General features: G+C 72.1%; 26 protein-coding genes. 7 read left to right on the top strand and 19 right to left on the bottom strand.

The window, feature by feature from the left end; translation table 11 throughout:
• Positions 1-17: 17 nt before the first annotated feature.
• From sufC to ABLM29_RS00615, 7 genes are all read right to left on the bottom strand, one after another.
• Entirely contained in the window at positions 18-776 is a 759-nt protein-coding gene (gene sufC, locus ABLM29_RS00645) for a Fe-S cluster assembly ATPase SufC (protein WP_349711437.1), read from the bottom strand.
• Positions 773-1,120 (bottom strand): non-heme iron oxygenase ferredoxin subunit, encoded by a 348-nt coding sequence (locus tag ABLM29_RS00640; RefSeq protein WP_349711434.1) that lies wholly within the window; start codon positions 1,118-1,120, stop codon positions 773-775. The genes sufC and ABLM29_RS00640 overlap by 4 nt, the downstream gene beginning before the upstream one ends.
• A gap of 1 nt (position 1,121) precedes the next feature.
• On the bottom strand, positions 1,122-2,312 hold the full coding sequence (gene sufD, locus ABLM29_RS00635) for a Fe-S cluster assembly protein SufD (RefSeq protein WP_349711431.1): 1,191 nt from the start codon (positions 2,310-2,312) through the stop codon (positions 1,122-1,124).
• The gene (sufB, locus tag ABLM29_RS00630; RefSeq protein ID WP_349711429.1) at positions 2,312-3,730 is read right to left on the bottom strand and encodes a Fe-S cluster assembly protein SufB; all 1,419 of its coding nucleotides are present in this window, start codon (positions 3,728-3,730) and stop codon (positions 2,312-2,314) included. Before sufB ends, sufD begins: the two co-directional genes overlap by 1 nt.
• On the bottom strand, positions 3,727-4,461 hold the full coding sequence (locus ABLM29_RS00625; protein WP_502889127.1) for a helix-turn-helix transcriptional regulator: 735 nt from the start codon (positions 4,459-4,461) through the stop codon (positions 3,727-3,729). The genes sufB and ABLM29_RS00625 overlap by 4 nt, the downstream gene beginning before the upstream one ends.
• 72 nt (positions 4,462-4,533) lie before the next feature.
• Positions 4,534-4,995 (bottom strand): hypothetical protein, encoded by a 462-nt coding sequence (locus ABLM29_RS00620; RefSeq protein WP_349711424.1) that lies wholly within the window; start codon positions 4,993-4,995, stop codon positions 4,534-4,536.
• Positions 4,988-5,353 carry a hypothetical protein gene (locus tag ABLM29_RS00615; RefSeq protein ID WP_349711422.1) on the bottom strand — a complete coding sequence of 122 codons (366 nt, stop codon included), beginning with the start codon at positions 5,351-5,353 and terminating at the stop codon, positions 4,988-4,990. The genes ABLM29_RS00620 and ABLM29_RS00615 overlap by 8 nt, the downstream gene beginning before the upstream one ends.
• Before the next feature lie 82 nt (positions 5,354-5,435).
• On the opposite strand from ABLM29_RS00615, the gene ABLM29_RS00610 reads away from it, so the two are divergent.
• From ABLM29_RS00610 to ABLM29_RS00600, 3 genes are read left to right on the top strand one after another with little or no spacing between them, the layout of a single operon-like run.
• A complete protein-coding gene (locus ABLM29_RS00610; protein WP_349711419.1) occupies positions 5,436-6,332 on the top strand; it encodes an ABC transporter ATP-binding protein in 897 nt (298 codons plus the stop codon).
• The gene (locus ABLM29_RS00605) at positions 6,329-7,087 is read left to right on the top strand and encodes an ABC transporter permease (RefSeq protein ID WP_349711416.1); all 759 of its coding nucleotides are present in this window, start codon (positions 6,329-6,331) and stop codon (positions 7,085-7,087) included. The genes ABLM29_RS00610 and ABLM29_RS00605 overlap by 4 nt, the downstream gene beginning before the upstream one ends.
• Positions 7,078-8,025: a COX15/CtaA family protein gene (locus tag ABLM29_RS00600; RefSeq protein WP_349711414.1), complete on the top strand. Its 948-nt coding sequence runs from the start codon at positions 7,078-7,080 to the stop codon at positions 8,023-8,025. Before ABLM29_RS00605 ends, ABLM29_RS00600 begins: the two co-directional genes overlap by 10 nt.
• A gap of 252 nt (positions 8,026-8,277) precedes the next feature.
• Here the strand turns inward: ABLM29_RS00600 and ABLM29_RS00595 are convergent, their stop codons facing one another.
• Entirely contained in the window at positions 8,278-9,189 is a 912-nt protein-coding gene (locus ABLM29_RS00595; RefSeq protein WP_349711846.1) for a heme o synthase, read from the bottom strand.
• Positions 9,190-9,382: 193 nt separating this feature from the next.
• On the opposite strand from ABLM29_RS00595, the gene tkt reads away from it, so the two are divergent.
• The 4 genes from tkt (at position 9,383) to pgl (ending at position 15,084) form a co-directional block, all read left to right on the top strand.
• Entirely contained in the window at positions 9,383-11,488 is a 2,106-nt protein-coding gene (gene tkt, locus ABLM29_RS00590; RefSeq protein WP_349711413.1) for a transketolase, read from the top strand.
• 61 nt (positions 11,489-11,549) lie between these two features.
• On the top strand, positions 11,550-12,659 hold the full coding sequence (gene tal, locus ABLM29_RS00585; RefSeq protein WP_349711411.1) for a transaldolase: 1,110 nt from the start codon (positions 11,550-11,552) through the stop codon (positions 12,657-12,659).
• A gap of 5 nt (positions 12,660-12,664) precedes the next feature.
• Complete coding sequence (gene pgi, locus ABLM29_RS00580; protein ID WP_349711408.1) at positions 12,665-14,335, top strand: glucose-6-phosphate isomerase; 1,671 nt, start codon at positions 12,665-12,667, stop codon at positions 14,333-14,335.
• A complete protein-coding gene (pgl, locus tag ABLM29_RS00575; protein WP_349711407.1) occupies positions 14,332-15,084 on the top strand; it encodes a 6-phosphogluconolactonase in 753 nt (250 codons plus the stop codon). Before pgi ends, pgl begins: the two co-directional genes overlap by 4 nt.
• Positions 15,085-15,459: 375 nt before the next feature.
• Here pgl and ABLM29_RS00570 read toward each other — a convergent pair whose 3' ends face one another.
• From ABLM29_RS00570 to ABLM29_RS00520, 11 genes are all read right to left on the bottom strand, one after another.
• Positions 15,460-15,819, bottom strand: a complete 360-nt coding sequence (locus ABLM29_RS00570) for an RNA polymerase-binding protein RbpA (RefSeq protein WP_349711405.1) — start codon at positions 15,817-15,819, stop codon at positions 15,460-15,462.
• 87 nt (positions 15,820-15,906) lie between these two features.
• On the bottom strand, positions 15,907-16,143 hold the full coding sequence (secG, locus tag ABLM29_RS00565) for a preprotein translocase subunit SecG (RefSeq protein ID WP_349711844.1): 237 nt from the start codon (positions 16,141-16,143) through the stop codon (positions 15,907-15,909).
• Positions 16,144-16,190: 47 nt separating this feature from the next.
• The gene (gene tpiA, locus ABLM29_RS00560) at positions 16,191-17,000 is read right to left on the bottom strand and encodes a triose-phosphate isomerase (RefSeq protein WP_349711403.1); all 810 of its coding nucleotides are present in this window, start codon (positions 16,998-17,000) and stop codon (positions 16,191-16,193) included.
• Positions 17,001-17,002: 2 nt separating this feature from the next.
• Positions 17,003-18,208: a phosphoglycerate kinase gene (locus tag ABLM29_RS00555; protein ID WP_349711401.1), complete on the bottom strand. Its 1,206-nt coding sequence runs from the start codon at positions 18,206-18,208 to the stop codon at positions 17,003-17,005.
• Between the two features lie 72 nt (positions 18,209-18,280).
• Positions 18,281-19,279 (bottom strand): type I glyceraldehyde-3-phosphate dehydrogenase, encoded by a 999-nt coding sequence (gap, locus tag ABLM29_RS00550; protein ID WP_349711399.1) that lies wholly within the window; start codon positions 19,277-19,279, stop codon positions 18,281-18,283.
• Positions 19,280-19,343: 64 nt separating this feature from the next.
• A complete protein-coding gene (gene whiA / locus ABLM29_RS00545) occupies positions 19,344-20,330 on the bottom strand; it encodes a DNA-binding protein WhiA (RefSeq protein ID WP_349711397.1) in 987 nt (328 codons plus the stop codon).
• 84 nt (positions 20,331-20,414) lie between these two features.
• On the bottom strand, positions 20,415-21,422 hold the full coding sequence (locus tag ABLM29_RS00540) for a gluconeogenesis factor YvcK family protein (protein ID WP_349711395.1): 1,008 nt from the start codon (positions 21,420-21,422) through the stop codon (positions 20,415-20,417).
• Positions 21,422-22,297 (bottom strand): RNase adapter RapZ, encoded by an 876-nt coding sequence (gene rapZ / locus ABLM29_RS00535; RefSeq protein ID WP_349711392.1) that lies wholly within the window; start codon positions 22,295-22,297, stop codon positions 21,422-21,424. Before rapZ ends, ABLM29_RS00540 begins: the two co-directional genes overlap by 1 nt.
• Complete coding sequence (gene uvrC, locus ABLM29_RS00530) at positions 22,294-24,321, bottom strand: excinuclease ABC subunit UvrC (RefSeq protein ID WP_349711390.1); 2,028 nt, start codon at positions 24,319-24,321, stop codon at positions 22,294-22,296. Before uvrC ends, rapZ begins: the two co-directional genes overlap by 4 nt.
• 23 nt (positions 24,322-24,344) lie before the next feature.
• Positions 24,345-24,761 (bottom strand): Rieske (2Fe-2S) protein, encoded by a 417-nt coding sequence (locus tag ABLM29_RS00525; RefSeq protein WP_349711387.1) that lies wholly within the window; start codon positions 24,759-24,761, stop codon positions 24,345-24,347.
• Entirely contained in the window at positions 24,758-25,246 is a 489-nt protein-coding gene (locus tag ABLM29_RS00520) for a Rieske (2Fe-2S) protein (RefSeq protein WP_349711385.1), read from the bottom strand. The genes ABLM29_RS00525 and ABLM29_RS00520 overlap by 4 nt, the downstream gene beginning before the upstream one ends.
• Positions 25,247-25,278 lie beyond the last annotated feature (32 nt).

The raw sequence follows: 25,278 nt of genomic DNA, 5'->3' as shown, positions 1-25,278 counted from the left end.
GTGCCGTGCGGCGGGTGTCAGGCGCGGGCGCCGACGTACTTCTCGTAGCCGTTGGCCTCCAGCTCGTCCGCGAGCTCGGGGCCGCCGGACTCGGCCACCCGGCCGTCGACGAACACGTGCACGTGGTCCGGCTTGATGTAGCGCAGGATCCGCGTGTAGTGCGTGATCAGCAGGACGGCCTTGCTCGGGCGCTCGCGGAACCGGTTGACGCCCTCGGAGACGACCTTGAGCGCGTCGATGTCGAGGCCGGAGTCGGTCTCGTCGAGGATCGCGACCTTCGGGTCGAGCAGGTCGAGCTGGGCGATCTCGTGGCGCTTCTTCTCGCCGCCGGAGAAGCCCTCGTTGACCGAGCGCTGCGAGAACGTCGAGTCCAGGTGCATCCGCTCCATGGCGCCGTTGACGTCCTTGACCCAGGTGCGCAGCTTGGGGGCCTCCCCGTCGATGGCGGTCTTGGCGGTGCGCAGGAAGTTCGCGACGGAGACGCCGGGGACCTCGACCGGGTACTGCATGGCCAGGAACAGGCCGGCGCGGGCGCGCTCGTCGACCGACATCTCGAGGACGTCCTCGCCGTCGAGGGTCACCGTGCCGCCGGTGATGTCGTACTTCGGGTGGCCGGCGATCGAGTAGGCCAGGGTCGACTTGCCCGAGCCGTTGGGGCCCATGATCGCGTGGGTCTCGCCGGACGAGATCGTCAGCGTGACGCCCTTGAGGATCTCCTTGGGGCCGTCCTCGGTGCTGACCGAGACCTGCAGGTCCTTGATCTCCAGGGTGCTCATGCGGGGGTGACTCCGTTCAGGGTGGTGGTGATGTCGACGTAGACCGCGGGCCCTTCGGGCTCGTCGCGGACCTCGACGGGGAAGGTCGCCACCGGCTCGGTGGCGGGGAGGCTGAGGGGCTTGCCCGAGCGCAGGTCGAAGGTGGAGCCGTGCAGCCAGCACTCGATCTGGCAGTCGGCGACCTCGCCCTCGCTCAGCGCCACGGCGGCGTGCGAGCACAGGTCCTGCAGCGCGTAGACGTCGTCGCCGTCCCGCGCGATCACGACCGTGTACTCGTCGACGTCGACCGCGAGGCCCTCGTCGGCGCGCACGTCGCCGAGGGCGCAGGCGCGCTGGAACGCCATGTCAGGCGTCCTTCAGGACGTTCTTCGCGAGCTCGGTCTCGACGGTCTCGCGGAGCTGGTCCTCGACCATCGGGATGTCGATCTTGCGGATCAGGTCGTTGAAGAAGCCGTGCACGACGAGGCGCTGGGCCTCCTTCTCCGAGACGCCGCGCGAGCGCAGGTAGAAGAGCTGCTCGTCGTCGAACCGGGCGGTCGCCGAGGCGTGGCCGGCGCCGGCGATCTCGCCGGTCTCGATCTCCAGGTTCGGCACCGAGTCGGCCTGGCAGCCGTCGGTGAGCACCAGGTTGCGGTTCTCCTCGTAGGTCTCGATGCCCTCGGCGACCTTGCGGATCAGCACGTTCCCGATCCACACGGTGTGGGCACCGTCGCCCTGCAGCGCACCCTTGTAGACCACGTTGCTCTTGGTCTTCGGCGCGTTGTGGTCGGCGAAGAGCCGGTGCTCGATGTGCTGGCCCTCGTCGGCGAAGTAGAGGCCGAGCAGCTCGGCCTCGCCGCCGGGGCCGGCGTACTCGACGTTGGCGTGCATCCGGACGACGTCGCCGCCGAAGGTGACGGCGGCGTGGCGCACCGAGGCGTCGCGGCCGACGCGGATCGCGTCGCGGCCGAGGTGCACCGCGTCGTCCTCCCAGTCCTGCAGGGACAGGATGTTGACGTGCGCGCCGTCGCCGACGACGTACGACGTCGTGGTGCAGTAGCGGGCCGAGCCGGTGTGCTCGAGCACGATGGTGACCTGCGCCTGGGCGCCGATGCGGAACAGCAGGTGGCCCCAGACGAGGTCGTCGACCGAGCCGCCCTTGAGGCGGATCACGAGGGGCTCCTCGCTGGTGAACTCCGCGGGGACGTCGACCAGCGTGGCGCCGCCGGCGTTGGCGACCGCCAGCGCGGCGGGCCGCTCGTTCGGCGGCAGCTCGCCCAGCTCACGCGCCCGCTCGGCGGTGATGGTCGAGATCTCGACGCCGGCCGGGACCGAGGTCTCGGTGGCGAGCGCGCTCTCGGAGGCCTCGCCGTCGAGGATGCCGCGCAGCCGCTTCAGCGGGGTGAAGCGCCACACCTCCTCGCGACCGGTCGGGACCGGGTGGTCCGCCAGGTCGTACGACGGCGGCGGGTTGAGGTGGCTCTCCACGCGCTCCACCTCGAGGGCGTCGCGCACCGAGTCGAGGGCCGGGGTGGTGGTGTCGATCGTGGCCGTCATCAGCCGACGGCTCCTTCCATCTGCAGTTCGATCAGTCGGTTCAGCTCGAGGGCGTACTCCATCGGGAGCTCCTTGGCGATCGGCTCGACGAAGCCGCGCACGATCATCGCCATCGCCTCGTCCTCCTCCATGCCGCGCGACATGAGGTAGAAGAGCTGGTCGTCGGAGACCTTCGAGACGCTCGCCTCGTGGCCCATGGAGACGTCGTCCTCGCGGATGTCGACGTAGGGGTAGGTGTCCGAGCGGCTGATCTGGTCGACCAGCAGCGCGTCGCAGAGCACGTTCGACTTCGAGCCGTGGGCGCCCTCGTTGACCTGGATCAGGCCCCGGTACGACGTGCGGCCGCCGCCGCGGGCCACCGACTTGCTCAGGATCGAGCTCGAGGTGTGCGGCGCGGCGTGGACCATCTTGGCGCCGGCGTCCTGGTGCTGGCCCTCGCCGGCGAAGGCGATGGACAGGGTCTCGCCCTTGGCGTGCTCGCCCATCAGGTAGACGGCCGGGTACTTCATGGTGACCTTGGAGCCGATGTTGCCGTCGACCCACTCCATGGTGGCGCCGGCCTCGCAGACGGCGCGCTTGGTCACCAGGTTGTAGACGTTGTTCGACCAGTTCTGGATGGTCGTGTAGCGGCAGCGGCCGCCCTTCTTCACGATGATCTCGACGACCGCGGAGTGCAGCGAGTCCGAGGAGTAGATCGGCGCGGTGCAGCCCTCGACGTAGTGCACGTAGGCGTCCTCGTCGACGATGATCAGGGTCCGCTCGAACTGGCCCATGTTCTCGGTGTTGATCCGGAAGTAGGCCTGCAGCGGGATGTCCACGTGGACGCCCTTGGGCACGTAGATGAACGAGCCGCCGGACCACACCGAGGTGTTCAGCGCGGAGAACTTGTTGTCGCCCACCGGGATGACGGTGGCGAAGTACTCCTGGAAGAGCTCGGGGTGCTCCTTCAGCGCGGTGTCGGTGTCGAGGAACAGGACGCCCTGCTCCTCGAGGTCCTCGCGGATGGAGTGGTAGACGACCTCGGACTCGTACTGGGCGGCGACGCCGGCGACGAGGCGCTGCTTCTCCGCCTCGGGGATGCCGAGCTTGTCGTAGGTGTTCTTGATGTCCTCGGGCAGCTCCTCCCAGGAGGTGGCCTGCTTCTCCGAGGAGCGCACGAAGTACTTGATGTTGTCGAAGTCGATGTCCGACAGGTCCGAGCCCCAGGTGGGCATCGGCTTGCGGTCGAAGAGCTTCAGGCCCTTCAGGCGGAGGTCGAGCATCCACTGGGGCTCGCCCTTCTTCGCCGAGATGTCGCGGACGACGGCCTCGTTGAGACCGCGCTGGGCGGCGGCGCCGGCGACGTCGGGGTCGCTCCACCCGAAGTCGTAGCGACCGATCCCCTTCAGCTCGGGGTTGAGCTCTTCGATCGAAGTCATGAGATGACCCGCTCCTTCTCGTTGTTCGCCGACGCGCTGTCGTTGCCGTCGGCGCTCAGGCCTGTGGCGACCCGGTGGGTGTCCGGGATACAGGTGGTGCAGACGCCGTCGCCGTGGGCGATCGTCGCCAGCCGCTGCACGTGGGTGCCGAGGACGCGGCTGATCGCCGCCGTCTCGGCCTCGCACAGCTGGGGGAACTCGTGGGCCACGTGGGAGACGGGGCAGTGCTGCTGGCACAGCTGCTCCCCCGCGATCGGGGCGGCACCCGCCGGGAGGTCCCGGACGGAGGCCGCGTAGCCCTGCTCGGTGAAGACCTTGGCCAGCACCTCGGCCGGGCTGGCCTCGGGGTGCGTCGCCGCGACGTCGCCGAACCGCTCCTCGATGAACGAGGCACGCTGCTCGGCGAACGCCTTGACCGCCTCCTCCCCCGCCGTGTCGGCGAGGAACCGCAGCGCGGCGGCGGCCAGGTCGTCGTACTGGGCCTCGAAGCCGTCGCGTCCGTGCTCGGTGAGCGCGAAGACCTTCGCCGGGCGGCCGCGGCCGCGGCTCCCGACGGGACGAGGGTCCCGGGCCTCGACCGCGCCCTCCGCGAGGAGGTGGTCGAGGTGGCGGCGAACGGCGGCCGGCGTGAGGTCGAGACGCTCCGCGAGATCGGCTGCCGTCGAGGGGCCGTTGACCAGGATCGACCGCGCGACGCGCTGTCGCGTCGACTGGTCACTCGTCTGGTCCACGAATTCCACAACGCAAGTGTGGCGTTAATGCTTCCGCGGCTTCAAGGAAGGTCAACCTAAGTGACCTGGGACTCAGGTCCCGGGGTGCTCCGGCACGCGGCCCGGACGCGTGTGCCACAGCCAGGCAAGGCCCGCCACCGGCAGCAGCAGCGGCAGGAACCCGTAGCCCTGGCCGAAGTGCGACCACACGGTCTTGTCCGGGAAGAGGTCCGTGGCCAGGTAGCTGAGCGTGCCCACGCTCAGCACGCCGACCAGCTCGACCACGACCGCGCCCGTCGCGATCCGCCAGCCCCAGCGGCCGCCCAGCAGCAGGCAGGTGGTGGCGACCAGGTAGATCACGGCGGCCAGCAGCGAGAGCGAGTACGCCAGCGGCGCCCGGTCCGGGTACATCCCCAGCTGCACCGCCGAGCGCCCGGTCGCGGCCACCGCGAAGACGCCGTAGGTGAAGACCAGGGCGCGGCCCCAGCCCGACGACAGCTCGTGGCGCGGGCGGGCAGCGTTCGTCTCCGTGGCCCGCGCGTCCTGCTCAGACACCGGCGCCTCCCCAGATGTCCCAGAGCCGGACCTGCAGGGCGGCGACCGTGAGCATCGCCAGGAGCAGCACCGCGGTGCCGCCGCGGCTGCGCTCCGCCAGCGACCAGAAGGCCCCGATCGGCGGCGCCACCAGCACCCCGATCAGGTAGCTCACGAAGAGCACCCCCGACACCTCGCGGTCGGTGGTCGCCAGCGCCACGACGCCGACGACGGTCTGCAGGACCAGCGCGACCTCGACGAGGCCGAGCAGGATGAAGGTGCGGTCGGACGGGATCTCGTCGCGCACGAGATGGACGACGACGGCCACCGCGGTCACACCGCAGAGCACCAGCACCGCCCCGAAGAGCCAGGCGTTCACGGCCGCCAGCGTAGGCGCCGGGGCCGCCATCTAGACTTCCCGGGTGCCTGCAGGTCCCGCCGTGTCCGTTGACGGTCTGGTGATGAGGTACGGCGACAGGACCGCCGTCGACGGGCTCTCCCTCGAGGTGGAGCCGCACACCATCACCGCAGTCCTGGGCCCCAACGGGGCCGGGAAGACCACCACCCTCGAGACGTGCGAGGGCTACCGCCGCCCCCAGCAGGGATCGGTGCGCGTGCTCGGGCTCGACCCGGTCCGCCAGCGCGCCGAGCTGATGCCGCGGATCGGCGTGATGCTTCAGTCCGGCGGCGCGTGGAGCGGCGCGAAGCCCGCCGAGATGCTGCGGCACTTCTCCCGCCTGCACGCGCACCCGCTCCCGGTGGACCTGCTGATGGACCGGCTGGCGCTGCACGAGTGCGCCCGGACGCCGTACCGGCGGCTCTCCGGCGGCCAGCAGCAGCGGCTCGGCCTGGCGATGGCGCTCGTCGGCCGTCCCGAGCTGGTCTTCGTCGACGAGCCCACGGCCGGGATGGACCCCGCGATCCGCCGGGACGTCTGGGACCTGCTGGAGGAGCTGCGCACCGACGGCGTCACCGTGGTGCTCACCACGCACTACCTGGAGGAGGCCGAGCGGCTGGCCGACCGGGTCCACATCATCGACCGCGGACGCCTCGTCGCCAGCGGCTCGCCGCTCGAGCTCACCCGCGGCGGCACCGTCGCCACCATCCGGCTGGTGGTGACCCAGCCGTTCCCGCCGGGCGCCCCGCAGGACCTGGCCGGCGCGCTGGGCGACAGCACCGAGCTGATGGTGCTCGACGAGCACAGCCTGCAGCTCTCCGGCCCCGCCGACGGATCCACGCTGGCGACCGTCGCCGCCTGGTGCGAGAAGCACGACGTGCTGCCCGAGTCGCTCAGCCTCGGCCAGCGCAACCTCGAGGACGTCTTCCTGGAGCTGACCGGCCGGGAGGACCTGTCGTGAGCACCTTCTCCCCCGCGCCCGGCGCGGCACCCCTGACGCGGCAGGTCGCCGCCCAGACCGCGATGGAGGCGCGGTTGATGCTGCGCAACGGCGAGCAGCTGCTGCTCGCCGTGGTGATCCCGATCGTGGTGCTGGTCGGCGCGGTCCGCGCCGCCGAGCACATCGACCTCGGCCTGTCGGGGCGCGCCGTGGACGTCCTCACCCCCGGCGTGCTGGCCCTGGCCGTCATGTCGACCTCGTTCACCTCCCTGGCGATCGCGACCGGCTTCGAGCGGCGGTACGGCGTCCTCAAGCGCCTCGGCACCGCTCCCCTGTCGCGCTCCACCCTGCTCGCCGGCAAGGTCGGCGCGCTGCTCGTCGTCGAGGTGCTGCAGTTCGTCGTGATCGGGTCGGTCGGCCTCGCGCTCGGCTGGTCGCCGGAGGTGTCGGTCGTGGGCCTCCTGCTGGCCGCGCTGCTCGGCACCGCGGCCTTCGCCTCGCTGGGGATGCTGCTCGCCGGGTCGCTCCGCGCGGAGGCGACGCTGGCCGCCGCGAACCTCGTCTACCTCCTGCTGCTCGCCGGCGGTGCGGTGATCCTGCCCGCCGACGCTTACGGTGGCCTCGGCGACATCGTCGCCTGGCTCCCCTCGGGCGCGCTGGGCGAGGCGATGCGCGACGCCTGCGAGGGCACGGTCGCGTTCCGCGACCTGGCGGTGCTGCTCGGGTGGGCCCTGGCGGGCTCGGTCCTGACGGCACGGACGTTCAAATGGGAGTGACGGAGAACGTGGAGACGGTGGAGACCTCGACCGGTCGGCGACCCGAGGGCGCCGTGGCCCTGCGCGGCATGGCGCGGTGGCTGTGGCCGCTGGCCCTGGCCAACCTCGTGGGCAACATCGCGATCGTCGTCACCGGCGGCGCGGTGCGGCTCACCTCGTCGGGCCTCGGCTGCCCGACCTGGCCCCAGTGCACCGACGGGTCCTACGTCCCCCACGGCGAGCTCGGCTGGCACGGCGCCATCGAGTTCGGCAACCGGACCCTCACCTTCGTGCTGGTCGCGATCGCCATCTCCTGCTGGCTCGCGGCGCGGTCCGCCCTGAAGGCCGGCGTCGCCGGCGGCCGGCGCTCCGTGCGGCTGGCCACCGTGATCGCGCTCGGCATCCCCGCCCAGGCGCTGCTCGGCGGCGTCACCGTGCTCACGGACCTCAACCCGTGGGTCGTCGCCGGCCACCTGCTGCTGTCCATGGCGATCATCGCCGTCTGCGTGCTGCTGCTCGACCACCTCCGCCCGGCCGCGCGCGCCGCGGCGCCCGCGGCGCTGTGGCGGCTCACGCTGGCCACCTTCGCGGCCGGGTGGCTGGTGCTCTACCTCGGGACTGTCGTCACCGGGTCGGGCCCGCACTCGGGCGACCTGGAGTCGCGTCGTACGGGGCTGGACCCGCAGGTCATGTCCCACGTGCACGCCTGGGCCGTCTACCTGCTGGTGGCGCTCTCCGTGGCGGTGCTCGTGCTCGCCCTGCGGCGCGGCCTGCCCGTGCTGGTCCGGGCCGCCGTCGTACTGCTCGGGGTCGAGGTGCTGCAGGGCGTCATCGGCTTCTGGCAGTACTTCACCGACCTCCCCGAGCTCCTGGTCGGCGTCCACATGCTCGGCGCCGCCCTCACCTCCGCCGCGCTCACCTGGCTGCTCCTCGCCGCCCGCCGCCGCCCGCGCGACTAACCCCGCCTGCGCGAGTTGGGGGTTCCCGACACGCGAGTCGCGGGTTGCCGTCGCCCGAGTCGCGGGTTGACGTCGCCCGAGTCGCGGGTTGCCGACCCCGCGAGCAGGGGCGCGGCCAGCAGTTCCTCCGACAGCGGGTGCGCGCGGCCCCACTGCGCCGCGACTCGATGGACGCTAGACCGCCACTCGACCGTCGCTAGGCCCCAACTCGCAGGTCGGCAACCCCCAACTCGCGCGATGGGTGGGGGTCGACTACTTGAGCAGCGGGTCGATCGCGACGGCGACGAAGAGCAGCGACAGGTAGAGGTTCGAGGAGTGGAAGAGGCGCATCGGCTGGATGACGCTGAGCTCCTCGCTGCGGCGGGTGCGGCGGAGCATCTGGTGGGCCTCGAAGAGGAACACGGCGCCGAGCACCGTGGCGGCGATCGGGTACAGCAGGCCGGTCTCCGCGACGGGCCACAGGAGCAGCGACGTCGCGACCATCACCCAGCTGTAGGCGACGATCTGGCGGGCCACGGACCGCGCCGACTTCACCACCGGCAGCATCGGCACGTCGACCTGCGCGTAGTCCTCGCGGTAGCGCAGGGCCAGGGCCCAGGTGTGCGGCGGGGTCCAGAAGAAGACCACCGCGAAGAGGATGATCGGCACCCAGGAGAGCTCCCCGGTGACCGCGGTCCAGCCGATCAGGGCCGGGAAGCAGCCGGCGATGCCGCCCCAGACGATGTTCTGGGTGGTCCGACGCTTGAGCAGCATCGTGTAGACGAACACGTAGAAGGCGTTCGCGCCGACAGACAGCGCCGCGGAGAGGCCGTTGACGAAGACGGCCAGGATCACCGTCGACAGGACGCCCAGCACCACGCCGAAGATCAGCGCGGCCCGCGGGCTGACGATGTGGCGCGGCAGCGCCCGGCGCCGGGTACGCCGCATCTGCTCGTCGATGTCGCGGTCGTAGACGCAGTTGAAGACCGACGCCGAGCCGGCCGAGAGGGTGCCACCGAGGACGGTCGCGGCCACCAGGCCCAGGGGCGGGACGCCGCCCGCGGCGAAGAACATCACCGGGACGGTGGTCAGGAGCAGCAGCTCGATCACCCGAGGCTTGGTCAGGCCGACGTAGGCCATGACCACGTCCCGGACGGTCGCCTTGGGCCGATCGCCGGCCGGCAGCTCACCGTTGACACCGCGCCGGGCGCTCCGGTTGCTCACCTCGCGGCTTGCGGGGTCGACGTACGTCACGGAGATCCTCACTGCAGCGGACAACCCGTAAAGGGCAGAGCGTCGTGATTGTAGCGAGGATCGGCCGTTCCGCCGCTACCGAGGCGGTGCACGGGCTCTGGCGGCCGCCGATAGGCTCGGACGCATGATCCCGGACCTCGAGTGGACCGACCTCGACACCAAGGCCGTCGACACCGCGCGCGTGCTCGCGATGGACGCCGTTCAGAAGGTCGGCAACGGCCACCCCGGCACCGCGATGAGCCTGGCGCCGGCCGCCTACCTCCTCTTCCAGAAGGTCATGCGGCACGACCCCGCGGACCCGGACTGGATCAACCGCGACCGCTTCGTGCTCTCCTGCGGTCACTCCAGCATCACGCTCTACACCCAGCTCTACCTCGGCGGCTTCGGCCTCGAGCTCGACGACCTCGAGGCGCTGCGCACCTGGGGCAGCCTGACCCCGGGCCACCCGGAGTACGGGCACACCCGCGGCGTCGAGGTCACCACCGGACCGCTCGGCCAAGGCGTCGCGAACGCCGTCGGCATGGCGATGGCGCAGCGCAAGCAGCGCGGCCTGCTCGACCCGAGCGCCGCCCCGGGCGAGAGCCCGTTCGACCACCACGTCTACGTGATCTGCTCCGACGGCGACCTCCAGGAGGGCGTCAGCGGCGAGGCCAGCTCCATCGCGGGCACCCAGGAGCTGGGCAACCTCACGGTCATCTACGACCGCAACCAGATCTCGATCGAGGGTGACACCGACGTCGCGTTCACCGAGGACGTCGCGGCCCGCTACGAGGCCTACGGCTGGCACGTCCAGACCGTCGACTGGACGAAGGCCGGCGACCGGACCAACGGCGCCGACTACCACGAGGACGTCCCGGCGCTGTACGACGCCATCAAGGCCGCCGACGCGGTCCCGGACAAGCCGAGCCTGATCGTCCTCGACACGATCATCGCCTGGCCCGCGCCGCACGCGCAGAACACCGAGGCCGCCCACGGCTCGGCGCTCGGCGCCGACGAGGTCGCGGCCACCAAGGAGGTCCTGGGCTTCGACCCGGAGAAGACCTTCGACGTCGCCGACGAGGTCATCGCCCACACCCGCGGCCTGCTCGAGCGCGGCAAGGCCTACGGCGCGGAGTGGGACAAGGCGTACGAGGCGTGGGCCGCGGGCCACCCGGAGGGCGTCGCGCTGCTGCACCGGCTCAAGGAGCGGGCACTGCCCGAGGGCTTCGCCGAGGCGCTGCCGACGTGGGACGCCGACCCCAAGGGCGTCGCCACCCGCGCCGCGTCCGGCAAGGTGATCAACGCGATCGCGCCGATCATGCCGGAGCTGTGGGGCGGCTCGTCCGACCTCGCCGGCTCGAACAACACCACCATCAAGGACGCGCCGTCCTTCGTGCCCAAGAGCCGCACCACCCACGACTGGGAGGGCGACCCCGTCGCCGGCCGCGTGCTGCACTTCGGCATCCGCGAGCACGGCATGGGCGCGATCATGAACGGCATCGCGGTCCACGGCGGCACCCGCGTCTTCGGCGGCACGTTCCTGACGTTCTCCGACTACATGCGCGGCTCGGTCCGCGTCGCGGCGCTGATGCAGGCGCCGGTCACCTACGTGTGGACCCACGACTCCATCGGCCTCGGCGAGGACGGTCCGACCCACCAGCCGGTCGAGCACCTGGCCGCGCTGCGCGCCATGCCCGGCCTCGACGTGGTGCGACCCGCCGACGCCAACGAGACCGCCGCCGCGTGGGCCGCGATCCTGGCCAACACCGACCGCCCCGCCGGCCTGATCCTCAGCCGCCAGGGCCTCCCGGTCTTCCCGCGCGGCACGGACGGGTACGCCGACACCGCCGGCGTCGCGCGTGGCGGCTACGTGCTGCTCGACACCGACGGCGAGCCCGACGTCGTCCTGATGGCGACCGGCTCCGAGGTCCAGCACGCCGTCGCGGCGCGCGACCTGCTGGCCGCCGACGGCATCGCTGCCCGTGTGGTCTCGCTCCCCTGCCTGGAGTGGTTCGAGGAGCAGGAGGCTGGGTACCGGGAGAGCGTGATCCCGCCGTCGGTCAAGGCCCGCGTCTCGGTCGAGGCCGGGGTCAAGCAGGGCTGGCGCGAGTACGTCGGCGACGCCGGCCGGATCGTCAGCATCGACCGGTTCGGCGCCAGCGCCGACGCCGCCACCATGTTCCGTGAGTTCGGGTTCACGCCGGAGGCCGTCGTCGCGGCCGCCAAGGAGAGCATCGCCGCCGCCAGCTGAACCGACCGGCACCGGCCCGGCACCGTCGCCGGACCACCACCACGTTCGTAGGAGGAATCTCATGAGTGACCGTCTGAAGGCCCTCGCCGACGCGGGGGTGTCCATCTGGCTCGACGACCTCTCCCGGGAGCGGATCGAGTCCGGCAACCTCGCCTCGCTCGTCGCGGAGAAGTCGGTGGTCGGCGTCACGACCAACCCGACCATCTTCGCGGCGGCGGTCTCCGGCGCCGACGTCTACGACGCCCAGCTGGGCGAGCTGGCGGCATCCGGGACCGGTGCGGAGGCGGCGATCTTCGCGCTGACCACCGACGACGTCCGCGACGCCTGCGACGTGATGGCGCCGGTGGCCGGGTCGACCGAGCACGACGGCCGCGTCTCGATCGAGGTCGAGCCGACCCTGGCCAACGAGACCGAGGCCACGATCGCCAGCGCCAAGGCGCTCTGGGCGGCCGTGGACCGGCCCAACGCGCTGATCAAGATCCCGGCGACCCGCGAGGGGCTGCCGGCGATCACCGCGGTGATCGCGGAGGGCATCAGCGTCAACGTGACGCTGATCTTCTCCCCCGACCGGTACCGCGACGTGATGGAGGCCTACCTCGAGGGCCTGGAGCAGGCCAAGGCCGCGGGCCACGACATCTCCGGGATCCGCTCGGTCGCGTCCTTCTTCGTCTCCCGCGTCGACACCGAGGTGGACAACCGCCTCGAGAAGATCGGCACCGACGAGGCGCTCGCCCTGCGTGGCAAGGCCGCGGTGGCCAACGCGCGTCTCGCCTACTCGGAGTTCCAGGAGGTCTTCGCCGGCGAGCGCTGGGAGGCGCTGGCGGCGGCGGGCGCGCACGTGCAGCGCCCGCTGTGGGCGTCGACGGGTGTGAAGAACCCTGCCTACCCGGACACCCTCTACGTGACCGACCTGGTCGTCGCCGACACGGTCAACACGATGCCGGAGAAGACCCTGGAGGCGTTCGCCGACCACGGCGAGGTCCGTGGCGACCTGGTCAGCGGTCACGGCGCGGACGCGCAGGCGCTCTTCGACCAGCTGTCGGCCGTCGGGGTCGACCTCGACGACGTGTTCGAGGTGCTGGAGACCGAGGGCGTCGACAAGTTCAAGGTGTCCTGGCAGGAGCTGATCGACACCGTGCAGACGCAGCTGGACCGAGCGGCGGAGCGGTAACCGGGATGGCGACACCCGTCGATCCGACCGCCACGGAGGCCTGGGCGCGGCTCGACGCGCTCGCCAGCTCCTTCCACCCCGACCTCCGCGGCTGGTTCGCGGCGGATCCCGAGCGCGCCCGCCGCTGGAGCCTGTCGGCCGCGGACCTGCACGTGGACCTGTCGAAGAACCTGGTCGACGGCCCGGTCCTCGACGCCCTCCTCGATCTGGCCAAGGAGGTCGCGCTCGAGGAGCGCCGCGAGGCGATGTTCGCGGGCCAGCACATCAACGTGACCGAGGACCGCGCAGTGCTGCACACCGCGCTGCGCGCGCCCGAGGACGTCGACCTGGAGGTCGACGGCCAGGACGTCACCACCGAGGTCCACGACGTGCTCGACCGGGTCTACGCCTTCGCCGAGGAGGTCCGCTCCGGCAGCTGGACCGGCGTCACCGGCGAGCGCATCCGCACGGTGGTCAACATCGGCATCGGCGGCTCGGACCTCGGGCCGGTGATGGCCTACGAGGCGCTCAAGGCCTACCGGACCGACGAGCTCGAGTGCCGCTTCATCAGCAACATCGACCCGACCGACGTCGCCGAGACGCTGGTGGGCCTCGACCCGCGCACCACGCTGTTCATCGTCTCCAGCAAGACCTTCGGCACGCTGGAGACGCTGACCAACGCCCGCCTCTGCCGCTCCTGGCTGCTCGACGGCCTGCGCGCCGTCGGCGCGGTCGACGACGGCGCCGAGGCCACCGCCGTCGCGCGGCACTTCGTCGCGGTGAGCACCGCGCTGGACAAGGTGGCCGAGTTCGGAATCGACCCGGCGAACGCCTTCGGCTTCTGGGACTGGGTCGGCGGCCGCTACTCGGTCGACTCGGCGATCGGCACCTCGCTGGTGATCGCGATCGGCCCGGACCGCTTCGCCGAGCTGCTGGCCGGGTTCCACGCGATGGACGAGCACTTCCGTCGTACGCCGACCGAGGCGAACGTGCCGTTGCTCATGGGCCTGCTCAACGTCTGGTACGCCAACTTCCTCGGCGCCCAGAGCCACGCCGTGCTGCCGTACGCGCAGTCGCTGCACCGCTTCCCGGCGTACCTGCAGCAGCTGACCATGGAGTCGAACGGCAAGAGCGTCCGCTGGGACGGCTCGCCGGTGACGACCGACACCGGCGAGGTCTTCTGGGGCGAGCCCGGCACCAACGGCCAGCACGCGTTCTACCAGCTGCTCCACCAGGGGACCCGGCTGGTGCCCGCGGACTTCATCGCCTTCGCAGAGCCGCACTACCCGCTGGCCGACGGCGCCCAGGACGTGCACGAGCTCTTCCTGGCGAACTTCTTCGCGCAGACCAAGGCGCTGGCCTTCGGCCGGACCGCCGACGAGGTGCGCGCGGAGGGCGTCGAGGAGCGCCTGGTCTCGGCGCGCACCTTCCCGGGCAACCGGCCGACGACGTCGATCATGGCGCCCGCGCTGACCCCCGGCGTGCTGGGGCAGCTGGTCGCGCTCTACGAGCACATCACCTTCACCCAGGGCATCGTGTGGGGCCTGGACAGCTTCGACCAGTGGGGCGTGGAGCTGGGCAAGCAGCTCGCGCAGCAGCTGGCACCGGCCGTCGCCGGCGAGCCCGACGCGCTCGCCGCCGAGGACCCCTCGACCCGCGAGCTGATCACCTACTACCGGGAGCACCGAAGCCGATGACGATCGACACCCCGCACGCGCCGCTGATCGAGGTCCACCCGGACCCGGAGGCGCTGGCGACCGCGGTGGCCGGGGAGCTGCTGAACCGCATCGCCGACGCCCAGGCGGCCGGCCACGTGCCCCAGGTCGGGCTGACCGGCGGCACCATCGCCGAGGCGATCCACCGCGAGGTCGCCCGGCTGGCGCCGGCCTCGGGCGTCGACTGGGGCGCGGTGCACTTCTGGTTCGGCGACGAGCGGTTCGTGCCGGCCGACTCCCCCGACCGCAACGCGGGCCAGGCACGCGCGGCGTTCCTCGACGAGGTCGGCGCCACCCGCGTGCACGAGGTCCCCGCCTCCGACCAGGTCGCCGACGCCGAGGCGGCCGCGGTCGCGTACGGCGACGAGCTGCGCGCCGAGGGCGGCGGGGCGTTCGACGTGCTGATGCTCGGTGTCGGGCCCGACGGCCACATCGCCTCGCTCTTCCCCGGCCACCCCGGCCTGGACGCGAAGGACGCGATCGCGGTCGCGGTGCACGACTCCCCCAAGCCGCCGCCGGACCGGGTCACCCTCACCTTCGAGGCGCTGGCCCACGCCCGCTCGGTGTGGTTCCTGGTCTCCGGCGCCGGCAAGGCCGACGCCGTCTCCCGGGCCCTCGCCGCGGAGGGCAGCCGGGACGGCACCAGCGTCACCGACACGCCCGCCCGCGGCGTGGTCGGCCACGACGAGACCGTCTGGTTCCTCGACCACGACGCCGCGTCGCAGCTCTGAGGTCTGAGGCGGCGCAGGGCGGCGAGCGGAGTGCCCGCGTCAGGGGCGCAGGCGCCGCCACCGCTCACGCAGCCACGCGCGCACCGAGCGAGCGCGTGCACGGGACCGCTCCCGGCTCGCCGCGCGGCGCTCGGCCTCCAGCTCCCGCTCCGCGAGGAAGGCGCGGGCGCCCTCCGGCGTCCGGGTACGGACCCAGTGGCCGCTGCCTCCACCTATCGTCGGCACCGCTGACACTCCCCCTCGCGTCGACCGTGTGCGTGGCGCCACGGTAGCGCGGCGGAAAGCGCCGTGCACGCGGTGCCGGGACGCAGAACGGCCGCGGGCCGGCAGGTGATCCTGCCGGCCCGCGGCCGTTCGTACCGGGCGTGTGCCCGATCAGAAGATGATCTCGCCCGACTTCCGGCGCGTCCGCAGCAGCTGGATCGCCTCGTCGAGGATCACCTCGGCCTCCTCGTCGGAGCGTCGCTCCTTCACGTAGGCGAGGTGGGTCTTGTACGGCTCGATCTTGGGCGCCGGCGGAGGGTTGTCGGAGTCCATCGACGCCGGCAGCCCGCACTTCGGGCAGTCCCACGACTCGGGCACCACTGCCTCGATCGAGAAGGTGATCACCGAGCGGTGCTCGTGGGCGCAGAAGTAGGTCACCGCCTGGCGCGGTGCGGCCTCACCTCGCTCCGCCTCACCCATGGGCCCAGCGCCCACCCGACTTCCGCGGATCGCATTCCCGCCTCCGGCCAACGCGCTCTCCTCACAATTGATCGTGCAATTCGTCGTGACAACAAGAAGGGTCGAACCAACGCCCCGGGAGCCGGGGCTGGTCGACGGTCAGCCCTGGTAGGCCAGCAGGAGTCCGAGTGCGATGACGCACGCGAACCAGATCACGCCGATCCCGATCGTGAACCGGTCGAGGTTCCGCTCGGCGATCGACGATCCGCCGAGCGAGCTGGAGACGCCACCGCCGAACATGTCCGAGAGGCCACCGCCGCGTCCCTTGTGCAGCAGCACGAGGACGATCAGCAGCAGGCTCGTGATCATGAGCAGGATGGTCAGAAGCGTCGACAACACGTGCGTGATCCTACGTCAGGCACCTCGTACAACCTGCACCCCGGTCACCCCAAGGACGGCATGTCGTAGAAGCGGCAGATCCCACCGAACTCGTCGGCCTGGAGACTCGCGCCACCGACGAGGCATCCGTCGATGTCGGCCTGAGCCATGATCCCGGCCACGTTGCCGGCCTTCACCGAACCACCGTAGAGGACCCGGACGGCGTCCGCGGCCTCATCGCCGAAGGACTCGCGCACCTGGGCGCGCACCGCGGCGCACACCTCCTGGGCGTCCTCCGGGGTGGCCACCTCGCCGGTGCCGATCGCCCAGACGGGCTCGTAGGCGATGACCAGGCCGGCGACCTGCTCGGCCGTGAAGCCCGCCAGCGAGCCGACCACCTGGGCCATCGTGTACGGCACGTGCTCGCCGGCCTTGCGGACGTCGAGCCCCTCGCCGACGCAGACCAGCGGGGTCATCCCGGCGGCCAGCGTGGCCTTGGCCTTCGCCGCCACCAGCGCGTCGCCCTCGCCGTGGTACTCGCGGCGCTCGGAGTGCCCGGCCAGCACGTAGGTGCACCCGAGCTTGGCGAGCATCGCGGCGCTGATCTCGCCGGTGTAGGCGCCGGAGTCGTGGACCGAGACGTCCTGCGCGCCGTACTTCAGGGAGAGCCGGTCGCCGTCCACGAGGGTCTGCACCGAACGGATGTCTGTGAAGGGCGGGATCACCGCGACCTCGACCTTGGCGTAGTCGTGCCGCTTGTCCGACAGCGTCCAGGCCAGCTTCTGGACCAGGACCACCGCCTCCTGGTGGTTCAGGTTCATCTTCCAGTTGCCGGCCATCAGCGGGGTGCGGCCGGCGTTCTTCTTGCTCGCCATGATCAGTTCCCCTCCAGGACGGTGATGCCGGGCAGCTCCTTGCCCTCCAGGTACTCCAGGCTGGCGCCGCCGCCGGTGGAGATGTGGCCGAACGCGGCCTCGTCGAAGCCGAGGCTGCGCACGGCGGCGGCGGAGTCGCCGCCACCGACCACGGACAGCCCCCGGACGCGGGTCAGCGCGTCCGCGACGGCCCGGGTGCCCTCCGCGAAGGCCGCGACCTCGAAGACGCCCATCGGGCCGTTCCAGAAGACCGTGGCGGCGTCGCCGAGCGCGGCCGCGAAGGCGGCGCCGGACTCCGGGCCGATGTCCAGGCCGAGGGTGGTCTCCGGGATGGCGTCGGCCGGTACGACGCGCGCGGACGCCTCGTCGCCGAACGAGTCCGCCACCACGATGTCGGTCGGCAGCAGGATCTGCACGCCGCTGGCCGCGGCCCGCTCCAGGTAGTCCCGGCAGGTGCCGATCTGGTCCTCCTCGAGCAGGCTCTGGCCCACGCCGTGCCCCTGGGCGGCCAGGAACGTGAAGACCATGCCGCCGCCGATCAGCAGCTTGTCGGCCTTCTCCAGCAGGTTGTCGATGACCCCGAGCTTGTCGGAGACCTTCGACCCGCCGAGGACGACCACGTAGGGCCGCTCCGGGGTCACGGTCAGCCGGCGCAGCACGTCGATCTCGGCCGCCACCAGGCCGCCCATCGCGTGCGGGAGGCGCTGGGCCACGTCGTACACGCTGGCCTGCTTGCGGTGCACCACGCCGAAGCCGTCGGAGACGAAGGCGTCGGCCAGGGCGGCCAGCTCGTCCGCGAACGCGCCGCGCTCGGCCTCGTCCTTGCTGGTCTCACCCGCGTTGAACCGGACGTTCTCCAGCAGCGCCACCTCGCCGTCGGCGAGCGCGGACACCACCTGCTGCGCGGAGGCGCCGACGGTGTCGGTCGCGAACGCGACCGGCGAACCGAGGAGCTCGCCGAGGCGGGCGGCCACCGGGGCGAGGGAGTACGCCGGGTCCGGCGCGCCCTTCGGTCGGCCGAGGTGTGCGGTGACCACCACACGCGCGCCGGCCGCCGCCAGCGCGGAGATGGTGGGCACGCTGGCCCGGATCCGGCCGTCGTCGGTGATCACCTTGGCACCGACCTCGCCGTCGAGGGGGACGTTGAGGTCGGACCGGACGAGGACGCGCTTGCCGCTGACCTCGCCGAGGCCTGGGTATTCCGCCATTGTTCTGCTGCGTTCCTTACTGGTGGTGGGTGTGCGGGCGCGGACCGGGGTCCGCGCCCGTCCGGGTGCGGCTCAGAGGCTGGCGCCGACGTACTCGATCAGGTCGGCGAGCCGGTTGGAGTAGCCCCACTCGTTGTCGTACCAGCCGGCCACCTTCACCTGGTTGCCCATCACCTTGGTGAGGGGGGCGTCGAAGATGCACGACGCCGGGTCGGTGACGATGTCCGAGGAGACGATCGGGTCCGTCGAGTAGCGCAGGAACCGGCCGTCGGCGGCCGCGCGGACCGCGTCGTTGACCTCCTCGACGGTGACCTCACGGGCGGCCTCGAAGGTGAGGTCGGTGAGCGACCCGGTCGGGGTCGGCACGCGCAGGGCGTAGCCGTCGAGCTTGCCCTTCAGCTCGGGCAGCACCAGGCCGATCGCCTTGGCGGCGCCGGTCGAGGTGGGCACGATGTTGAGGGCCGCGGCGCGGGCGCGGCGCAGGTCCTTGTGGATGTTGTCCTGCAGGTTCTGGTCCGCGGTGTAGGCGTGGACCGTCGTCATCAGGCCCTGGACGATGCCGATGCTGTCGTTGAGGGCCTTCGCCATGGGTGCCAGGCAGTTGGTGGTGCAGGACGCGTTGGAGATGACCGTGTGCGCCGCCGGGTCGTAGAGCTCGTGGTTGACGCCCATCACGACCGTCAGGTCCTCGTTCTTCGCCGGGGCGGAGATGATCACCTTCTTGGCGCCGGCGCCGTCCACGTGCGCCTTCGCCTTGGTGGCGTCGGTGAAGAATCCGGTGGACTCGACCACGACGTCGACGCCGAGGTCGCCCCACGGCAGCGCGGCCGGGTCGCGCTCGGCGTACGCCTTGATCTCGGTGTCGCCGACGACGATCGAGCCCTCGGTCGCCGAGACGTCGGCGTCCAGGCGTCCGAGGATGGTGTCGAAGGCCAGCAGGTGCGCGAGCGTCGCGTTGTCCGTCAGGTCGTTGACGCCGACGATCTCGATGTCGAGGCCGCTCTCGCGCACCGCGCGGAAGAAGTTGCGGCCGATCCGACCGAAACCGTTGATGCCTACTCGTACGGTCACAGGGTTGCTCCTCCGTGTCGAACAGGGATGGTCCTGTGACCCTATAGCGCGGAGGGCACTCCGATCAGGCGTCGCCGGCCAACATCTCAGGAGTGAGGGATGCTTCGGTGTCCGGGATGCCCAGCTCCTCGGCCCGCTTGTCCGCCATCGCGAGCAGCCGGCGGATGCGGCCGGCGATCGCGTCCTTGGTGAGCACCGGGTCGTGCAGCTGGCCCAGCTCCTCCAGCGACGCCTGCTTGTGCTCCAGCCGCAGGGTGCCGGCCATCCGGAGGTGGTCGGGCACCTCGTCGCCGAGGATCTCCATGGCCCGCTCGACCCGGGCACCGGCGGTGACCGCGGCGCGCGCCGAGCGGCGCAGGTTGGCGTCGTCGAAGTTGGCCAGGCGGTTCGCGGTGGCCCGCACCTCGCGGCGCATCCGCCGCTCCTCCCACGCCATCAGCGTCTCGTGGGCACCGAGCCGGGTGAGCAGCTGGCCGATCGCGTCGCCGTCGCGGATCACGACGCGGTCCACGCCGCGCACCTCGCGCGCCTTGGCCTGGATGCCGAGCCGGCGCGCCACGCCGACCAGTGCCAGTGCCGACTCCGAGCCGGGGCAGGTGATCTCCATCGCCGAGGAGCGGCCCGGCTCGGTGAGCGATCCGTGCGCCAGGAACGCGCCGCGCCAGGCGGCGACCGCGTCGCAGGCGCCGCCCGAGACGACCGCCGGCGGCAGGCCGCGCACGGGGCGCCCGCGCTGGTCGAGCAGCCCGGTCTGGCGGGCCAGGGCCTCGCCGTCGCGGACCACGCGCACGATGTAGCGGCTGCCGCGCCGGATGCCGTTGCCCTGCACCATGACCACGTCGGAGGTCTGGCCGTAGATCTCGGTGATGTCGCGGCGCAGCCGGCGCGCCGCGGCGCCGGTGTCCAGCTCGGCCTCGACCACGATCCGGCCGCCGACGATGTGGAGCCCACCCGCGAAGCGCAGCGTCGAGGCCACCTCCGCCTTGCGACAGCACGCCTTGGTGATGTTGATCGCGGCCAGTTCAGCCTTCACCTGGGGAGTCATCGCCATGCGGACGATCCTCCCATGAGCGTCAACGACCCTCGCGCCCGGCACGCGGGTGCGGCCCGGTCGATCGGTCCTGGTCAGGCGTGGTCAGGCGTCCTCGAAGATCCGCGCGTACGCCGCCGCGAGCCGCGCCGGGTCGTGCCGGGGCGTCCCGTCGCCGACCGCCACCTCGGCCAGCACGAGGCGCGCGCCGAGCGCCGCGACGACCTCCTCCAGGTGCGCCAGCTGCTCGGCCCGGTGGTCGGGGTCGCCGCCCAGGCTGGCGGGGTCGGCCAGCACGGTGTGCACGTGCAGGTCCGGCGCGTGCTGGACGAGGACCGCGAGGTGGTCGGCGGGCCCGAAGCCGCCGGTCTCCCCCGCCTGCTCGGCGAGGTTGAGCACCACGACGACGCGCGCCTCCGTGGCCACCAGCGCGCGTGCGAGGTCGGGCACCATCAGGTGCGGGAGCACCGAGGTGAACCAGGACCCGGGGCCGAGCACCACCCAGTCGGCCGAGCCGATCGCGTCGGTGACGGCGGGGCTGACGTCGGGGTCGGGCGGCACCAGCGCGATGGAGTCGATCACGCCGCCGGTCGTGGCCACCTCGACCTGGCCGCGGACGGTGACCAGCGCGTCCGGGTCGCCGGGGGCGATGCCGCGGACCTGTGCGGCGATGTCCATCGGGGTGAGCGCCATCGGCAGCACGCGGCCCTTGGCGCCCAGCAGCCGGCCCACCCAGTCCAGCGCGTCGACGTGGTCGCCGAGCAGCTCCCACAGGCCGACGATCAGCAGGTTGCCGACGACGTGGCCGCGCATGTCGCCGTCGCCGGCGAACCGGTGCTGCATCACCTTCGCCCAGGTGTCGCCCCACTCGTCGTCACCGCACAGCGCGGCCAGCGCCATCCGCAGGTCGCCGGGCGGGAGCACGCCGAACTGGCCGCGCAGCCGGCCCGAGGAGCCGCCGTTGTCGGCGACCGTGACCACGGCCGTCAGCTCGTCGACGGTGAGGTCGTCGACCAGCATCCGCAGCGCGCTCAGGCTGGCGTGCAGCCCGTGGCCGCCGCCGAGCGCGACGACCGCCTGCGCCCGCTCCGCCGGGCCGGGAGCGCCCACCATCACTCGCGCCCGAGGTCTCGGTGCAGGGCGCGCGCGGCGAATCCCTGTCCCTGGAGCCGCTGGGCGATCTCCTCGCTCATCGCGACGCTGCGGTGCTTGCCACCGGTGCAGCCGACCGCCACGCGCATGAAGCGCTTGCCCTCCCGCAGGTACCCCTCGGCCACCGTCCTCAGGACCGGCAGGTAGGCGTCGAGGAACTCCCCCGCGCCGGGCTGCGCCAGCACGTAGTCGGCGACGTCGGCGTCACGGCCCGTGTGGCTGCGCAGCTCCGGCACCCAGTGCGGGTTCGGCAGGAACCGCATGTCCGCGACGTAGTCGGCGTCGACCGGGATCCCGTACTTGAACCCGAAGCTGATCACGGTGACCCGCAGCCGGGTCACCTCCTCGGTGCCGAACGCCTCGGTGATCCGGTCCGTCAGCTGGTGCACGTTGAGGTTGCTGGTGTCGATCACCAGGTCCGCGTCGGCCCGGACCTCCGCCATCACGACCCGCTCACGCTCGAGCCCGTCGAGGAGCCGGCCGCCCTCCTGCAGCGGGTGCGGGCGCCGTACGGCCTCCTGGCGGCGGACCAGGACGTCGTCGGTCGCGTCGAGGAAGACCAGCGTGTGGTCGCGGCCGGTGATCCCGTGGGAGAGCGTGCTCTTGAGGCCGTGGAAGAACGAGCCGGACCGTACGTCGACGACGACCGCGATCGGCTGGCGCGGCCCGAAGTTCTCGTCGACCAGCCGGACCACGTCCGGGAGCAGGCTCGGCGGGAGGTTGTCGACCACGTAGAAGCCGAGGTCCTCCAGCTCCTTCGCGGCGGTGCTGCGGCCGGCCCCGGTCATCCCGGTGACCACCACCAGCTCGCCGGGGTGCTGCTCGTCCACGCTCATCCCTGCTGTTCCTCCGTCGTCGCCGCGCTGCTGGCCGCCCCAGTCTTCCGCATCGCCCCGGCGGGCTCGTCCCGACTCACCGCCTCCTTGATCGCCGCCGCGGTGCGCGGCCCGATGCCGGGCACCTCCGCGATCTCCTCGGCGGTGGCGGCGCGCAGCTTGCGCAGGGAGCCGAAGTGGCGGATGAGGGTCTTGCGGCGGACCTCGCCCAGGCCCGGGACGTCGTCCAGCACGCTCTCGACCATCGACTTCGAGCGCCGCGAGCGGTGGTGGGTGATGCCGAAGCGGTGCGCCTCGTCGCGGACCCGCTGCAGCAGGTAGAGGCCCTCGGAGGTCCGCGGCAGGATCACCGGGTCCTCCTGCTCCGGGAGCCACACCTCCTCGAGCCGCTTGGCCAGCCCGCACACGGGGATGTCGTCGAGGCCGAGCTCGGCCAGCGCCCGGGTGGCGGCCGCGACCTGCGGCGGACCGCCGTCGACCACGACCAGGCCCGGTGCGTAGGCGAACTTCCGCGGGCGGCCCGTGTCGGGGTCGACCAGCATCGGGCCGACCGACTCGCTCGCCCCGACGTCCGCGGAGTCGGCGACGACGCTGCGCGCCTGCTCGTCGAGCAGCCGGCGGAACCGTCGCGTGATGACCTCGTGCATCGAGGCGATGTCGTCCTGCTCCGCGTGCTCCGCCTTGGAGTCGCCGCGGATCACGAACCGCCGGTACTCGCCCTTGCGGGCCAGGCCGTCCTCGAAGACCACCATCGAGGCGACCACCTCGGTGCCCTGCAGGTGGGAGACGTCGTAGCACTCGATCCGCAGCGGCGCCTCCTCCAGCTCGAGCGCCTCGGCGATCTCGGCGAGCGCCTGGTTCCGGGTGGTCAGGTCGCTGGCGCGCTTGGTCTTGTGCAGGGCCAGCGCCTCGGTGGCGTTGCGGGCCACGGTCTCCTGGAGCGTCCGCTTGTCGCCGCGCTGCGGGACGCGGATCTCGACCCTGCTGCCCCGCAGCTCGCCGAGGAGCTGCTCGAAGGTGGCCGACTCGGCGGGCAGTTCGGGCACCAGGATCTCCCGGGGCACCAGGTCCTTCGCCTCCTCCGGGTCGGCGCCCGCGTAGAGCTGGAGCAGGAAGTCGCCGACCAGGGCGGCGGTGTCGCCGTCGTCGGTCCGGTCCGCGACCCAGCCGCGCTGGCCCCGGATCCGGCCGCCGCGCACGTGGAAGATCTGCACCGCGACCTCGAGCGGGTCCTCCGCCAGCGCGATGACGTCCGCGTCGGCGCCGTCGCCCAGCACCACGGCCTGCTTCTCCAGCGCCTTCTCCATCGCCTGCAGGTCGTCGCGCAGCCGCGCGGCCTTCTCGAAGTCGAGGGCGTCGGAGGCGGCGTACATCTCCTGCTCGATGCGCTTGGTGAACTGGCGGGTGCGGCCGGCCATGAAGTCGCAGAAGTCGTCGACGATCGCCCGGTGCTCCTCCGCCGAGACCTGGCCGACGCAGGGCGCCGCGCACTTGTCGATGTAACCCAGCAGGCAGGGGCGCCCGATCTGCGCGGAGCGCTTGAAGACGCCGTTGGTGCACGAGCGCATGGGGAAGACCCGCAGCAGGATGTCGACGGTCTCGCGGATCGCCCAGGCGTGGCTGTAGGGGCCGAAGTACCGGGTCCCCTTGCGCTTCGCGCCGCGGCCCACCATCACCCGCGGGAACTCGTCGCCGACGGTGACGGCCAGCCAGGGGTAGGACTTGTCGTCGCGGTACTTGACGTTGAACCGGGGGTCGAACTCCTTGATCCAGGAGTACTCCAGCTGCAGGGCCTCGACCTCGGTCCCGACGACCGTCCACTCGACCGACGTCGCCGTGGTGACCATCGTCGCGGTGCGGGGGTGCAGGTTCCCCAGGTCCTGGAAGTACGACGACAGGCGGGCCCGCAGGTTCTTCGCCTTGCCGACGTAGACGACCCGGCGGTGCCGGTCGCGGAACCGGTAGACCCCCGGCTCCGTGGGGATCGAGCCCGGAGCGGGCCGGTACGACAGCGGGGACGGCACGACGACCAGCCTACGGAGGGCCGTCAGGCGGCGAGGATGCGGTCGCCGTCCACGGTGATCGCGACCTCCGCGAGCGGCGACGGCGCCGGGCCGCTCTCCACCTCGCCGGAGTCGGCCGAGTAGGCGCTGCCGTGATGGCTGCACCGGATGGTCCCGGCGTCGACGGAGGTGACGGTGAGGCCCTGGTGGGTGCACACGGCGGTGAACGCCTTGAACTCGCCCGCCACCGGCTGGGTCAGGACGATCTTGGCGTCGGTCAGCACGATGCCGCCCCCGACGGGGACCTCGGAGGCGGTGGCCAGCTCGTCACCGGCGGTCACGGTCGGCGCGGAACCGCTGTCACCGGCGCAACCGGCCAGCGCCGCGGCGACCCCGAGGGCGCCGAGACCCGAGAAGACCATCCTCCGCGTCGCCCGCGCCTCGCGCAGGGGCGTGGTCACGACTCGACCACCTGGCCGTCCGTGACCTCGACGGCGACCTCGGGGAGCGGGCTCGACGCCGGGCCGGCGCTGACCGAGCCGTCCACGACGGAGAAGTGGCTGCCGTGGCACGGGCAGACGATCTGCCCGTCCTCCACGGAGCCGACCAGGCACTGCTGGTGGGTGCAGACCGCGGAGAACGCCGCGAACGTCCCGGCCTCGGGCTGGGTGACCACCAGCTGTTGCTCGTTGAGGATCACGCCGCCCCCGACCGGCACGGCGTCGGCCGCCACGAGCGCACCGGGGACCGCGGACGCGCTGGCGTCGCCGGTGGCGGTGTCGTCGGTGGCCGCCGACGGCGAGGACGTCGTCGGATCGGTCGTCGGACCGGTCGTCGGATCGGTCGCCGTGGCGGTCTCGGAGCCGCCGCAGGCCGCGAGCAGGGGCGCGCCGACGCCGATCGCGGCCGCGCCGCCCAGCGCCTGCCGCCGGTTGAGGGGAGCCATGCCCGTCAGCCTACGGACCCGACGCGGACGGC

The sequence above is a fragment of the Nocardioides sp. YIM 152588 genome (genome assembly GCF_040191335.1).
In the GTDB taxonomy this organism is placed as follows: Bacteria; Actinomycetota; Actinomycetes; order Propionibacteriales; family Nocardioidaceae; genus Nocardioides.
This window is presented reverse-complemented; position numbering and strand designations above follow the sequence as displayed.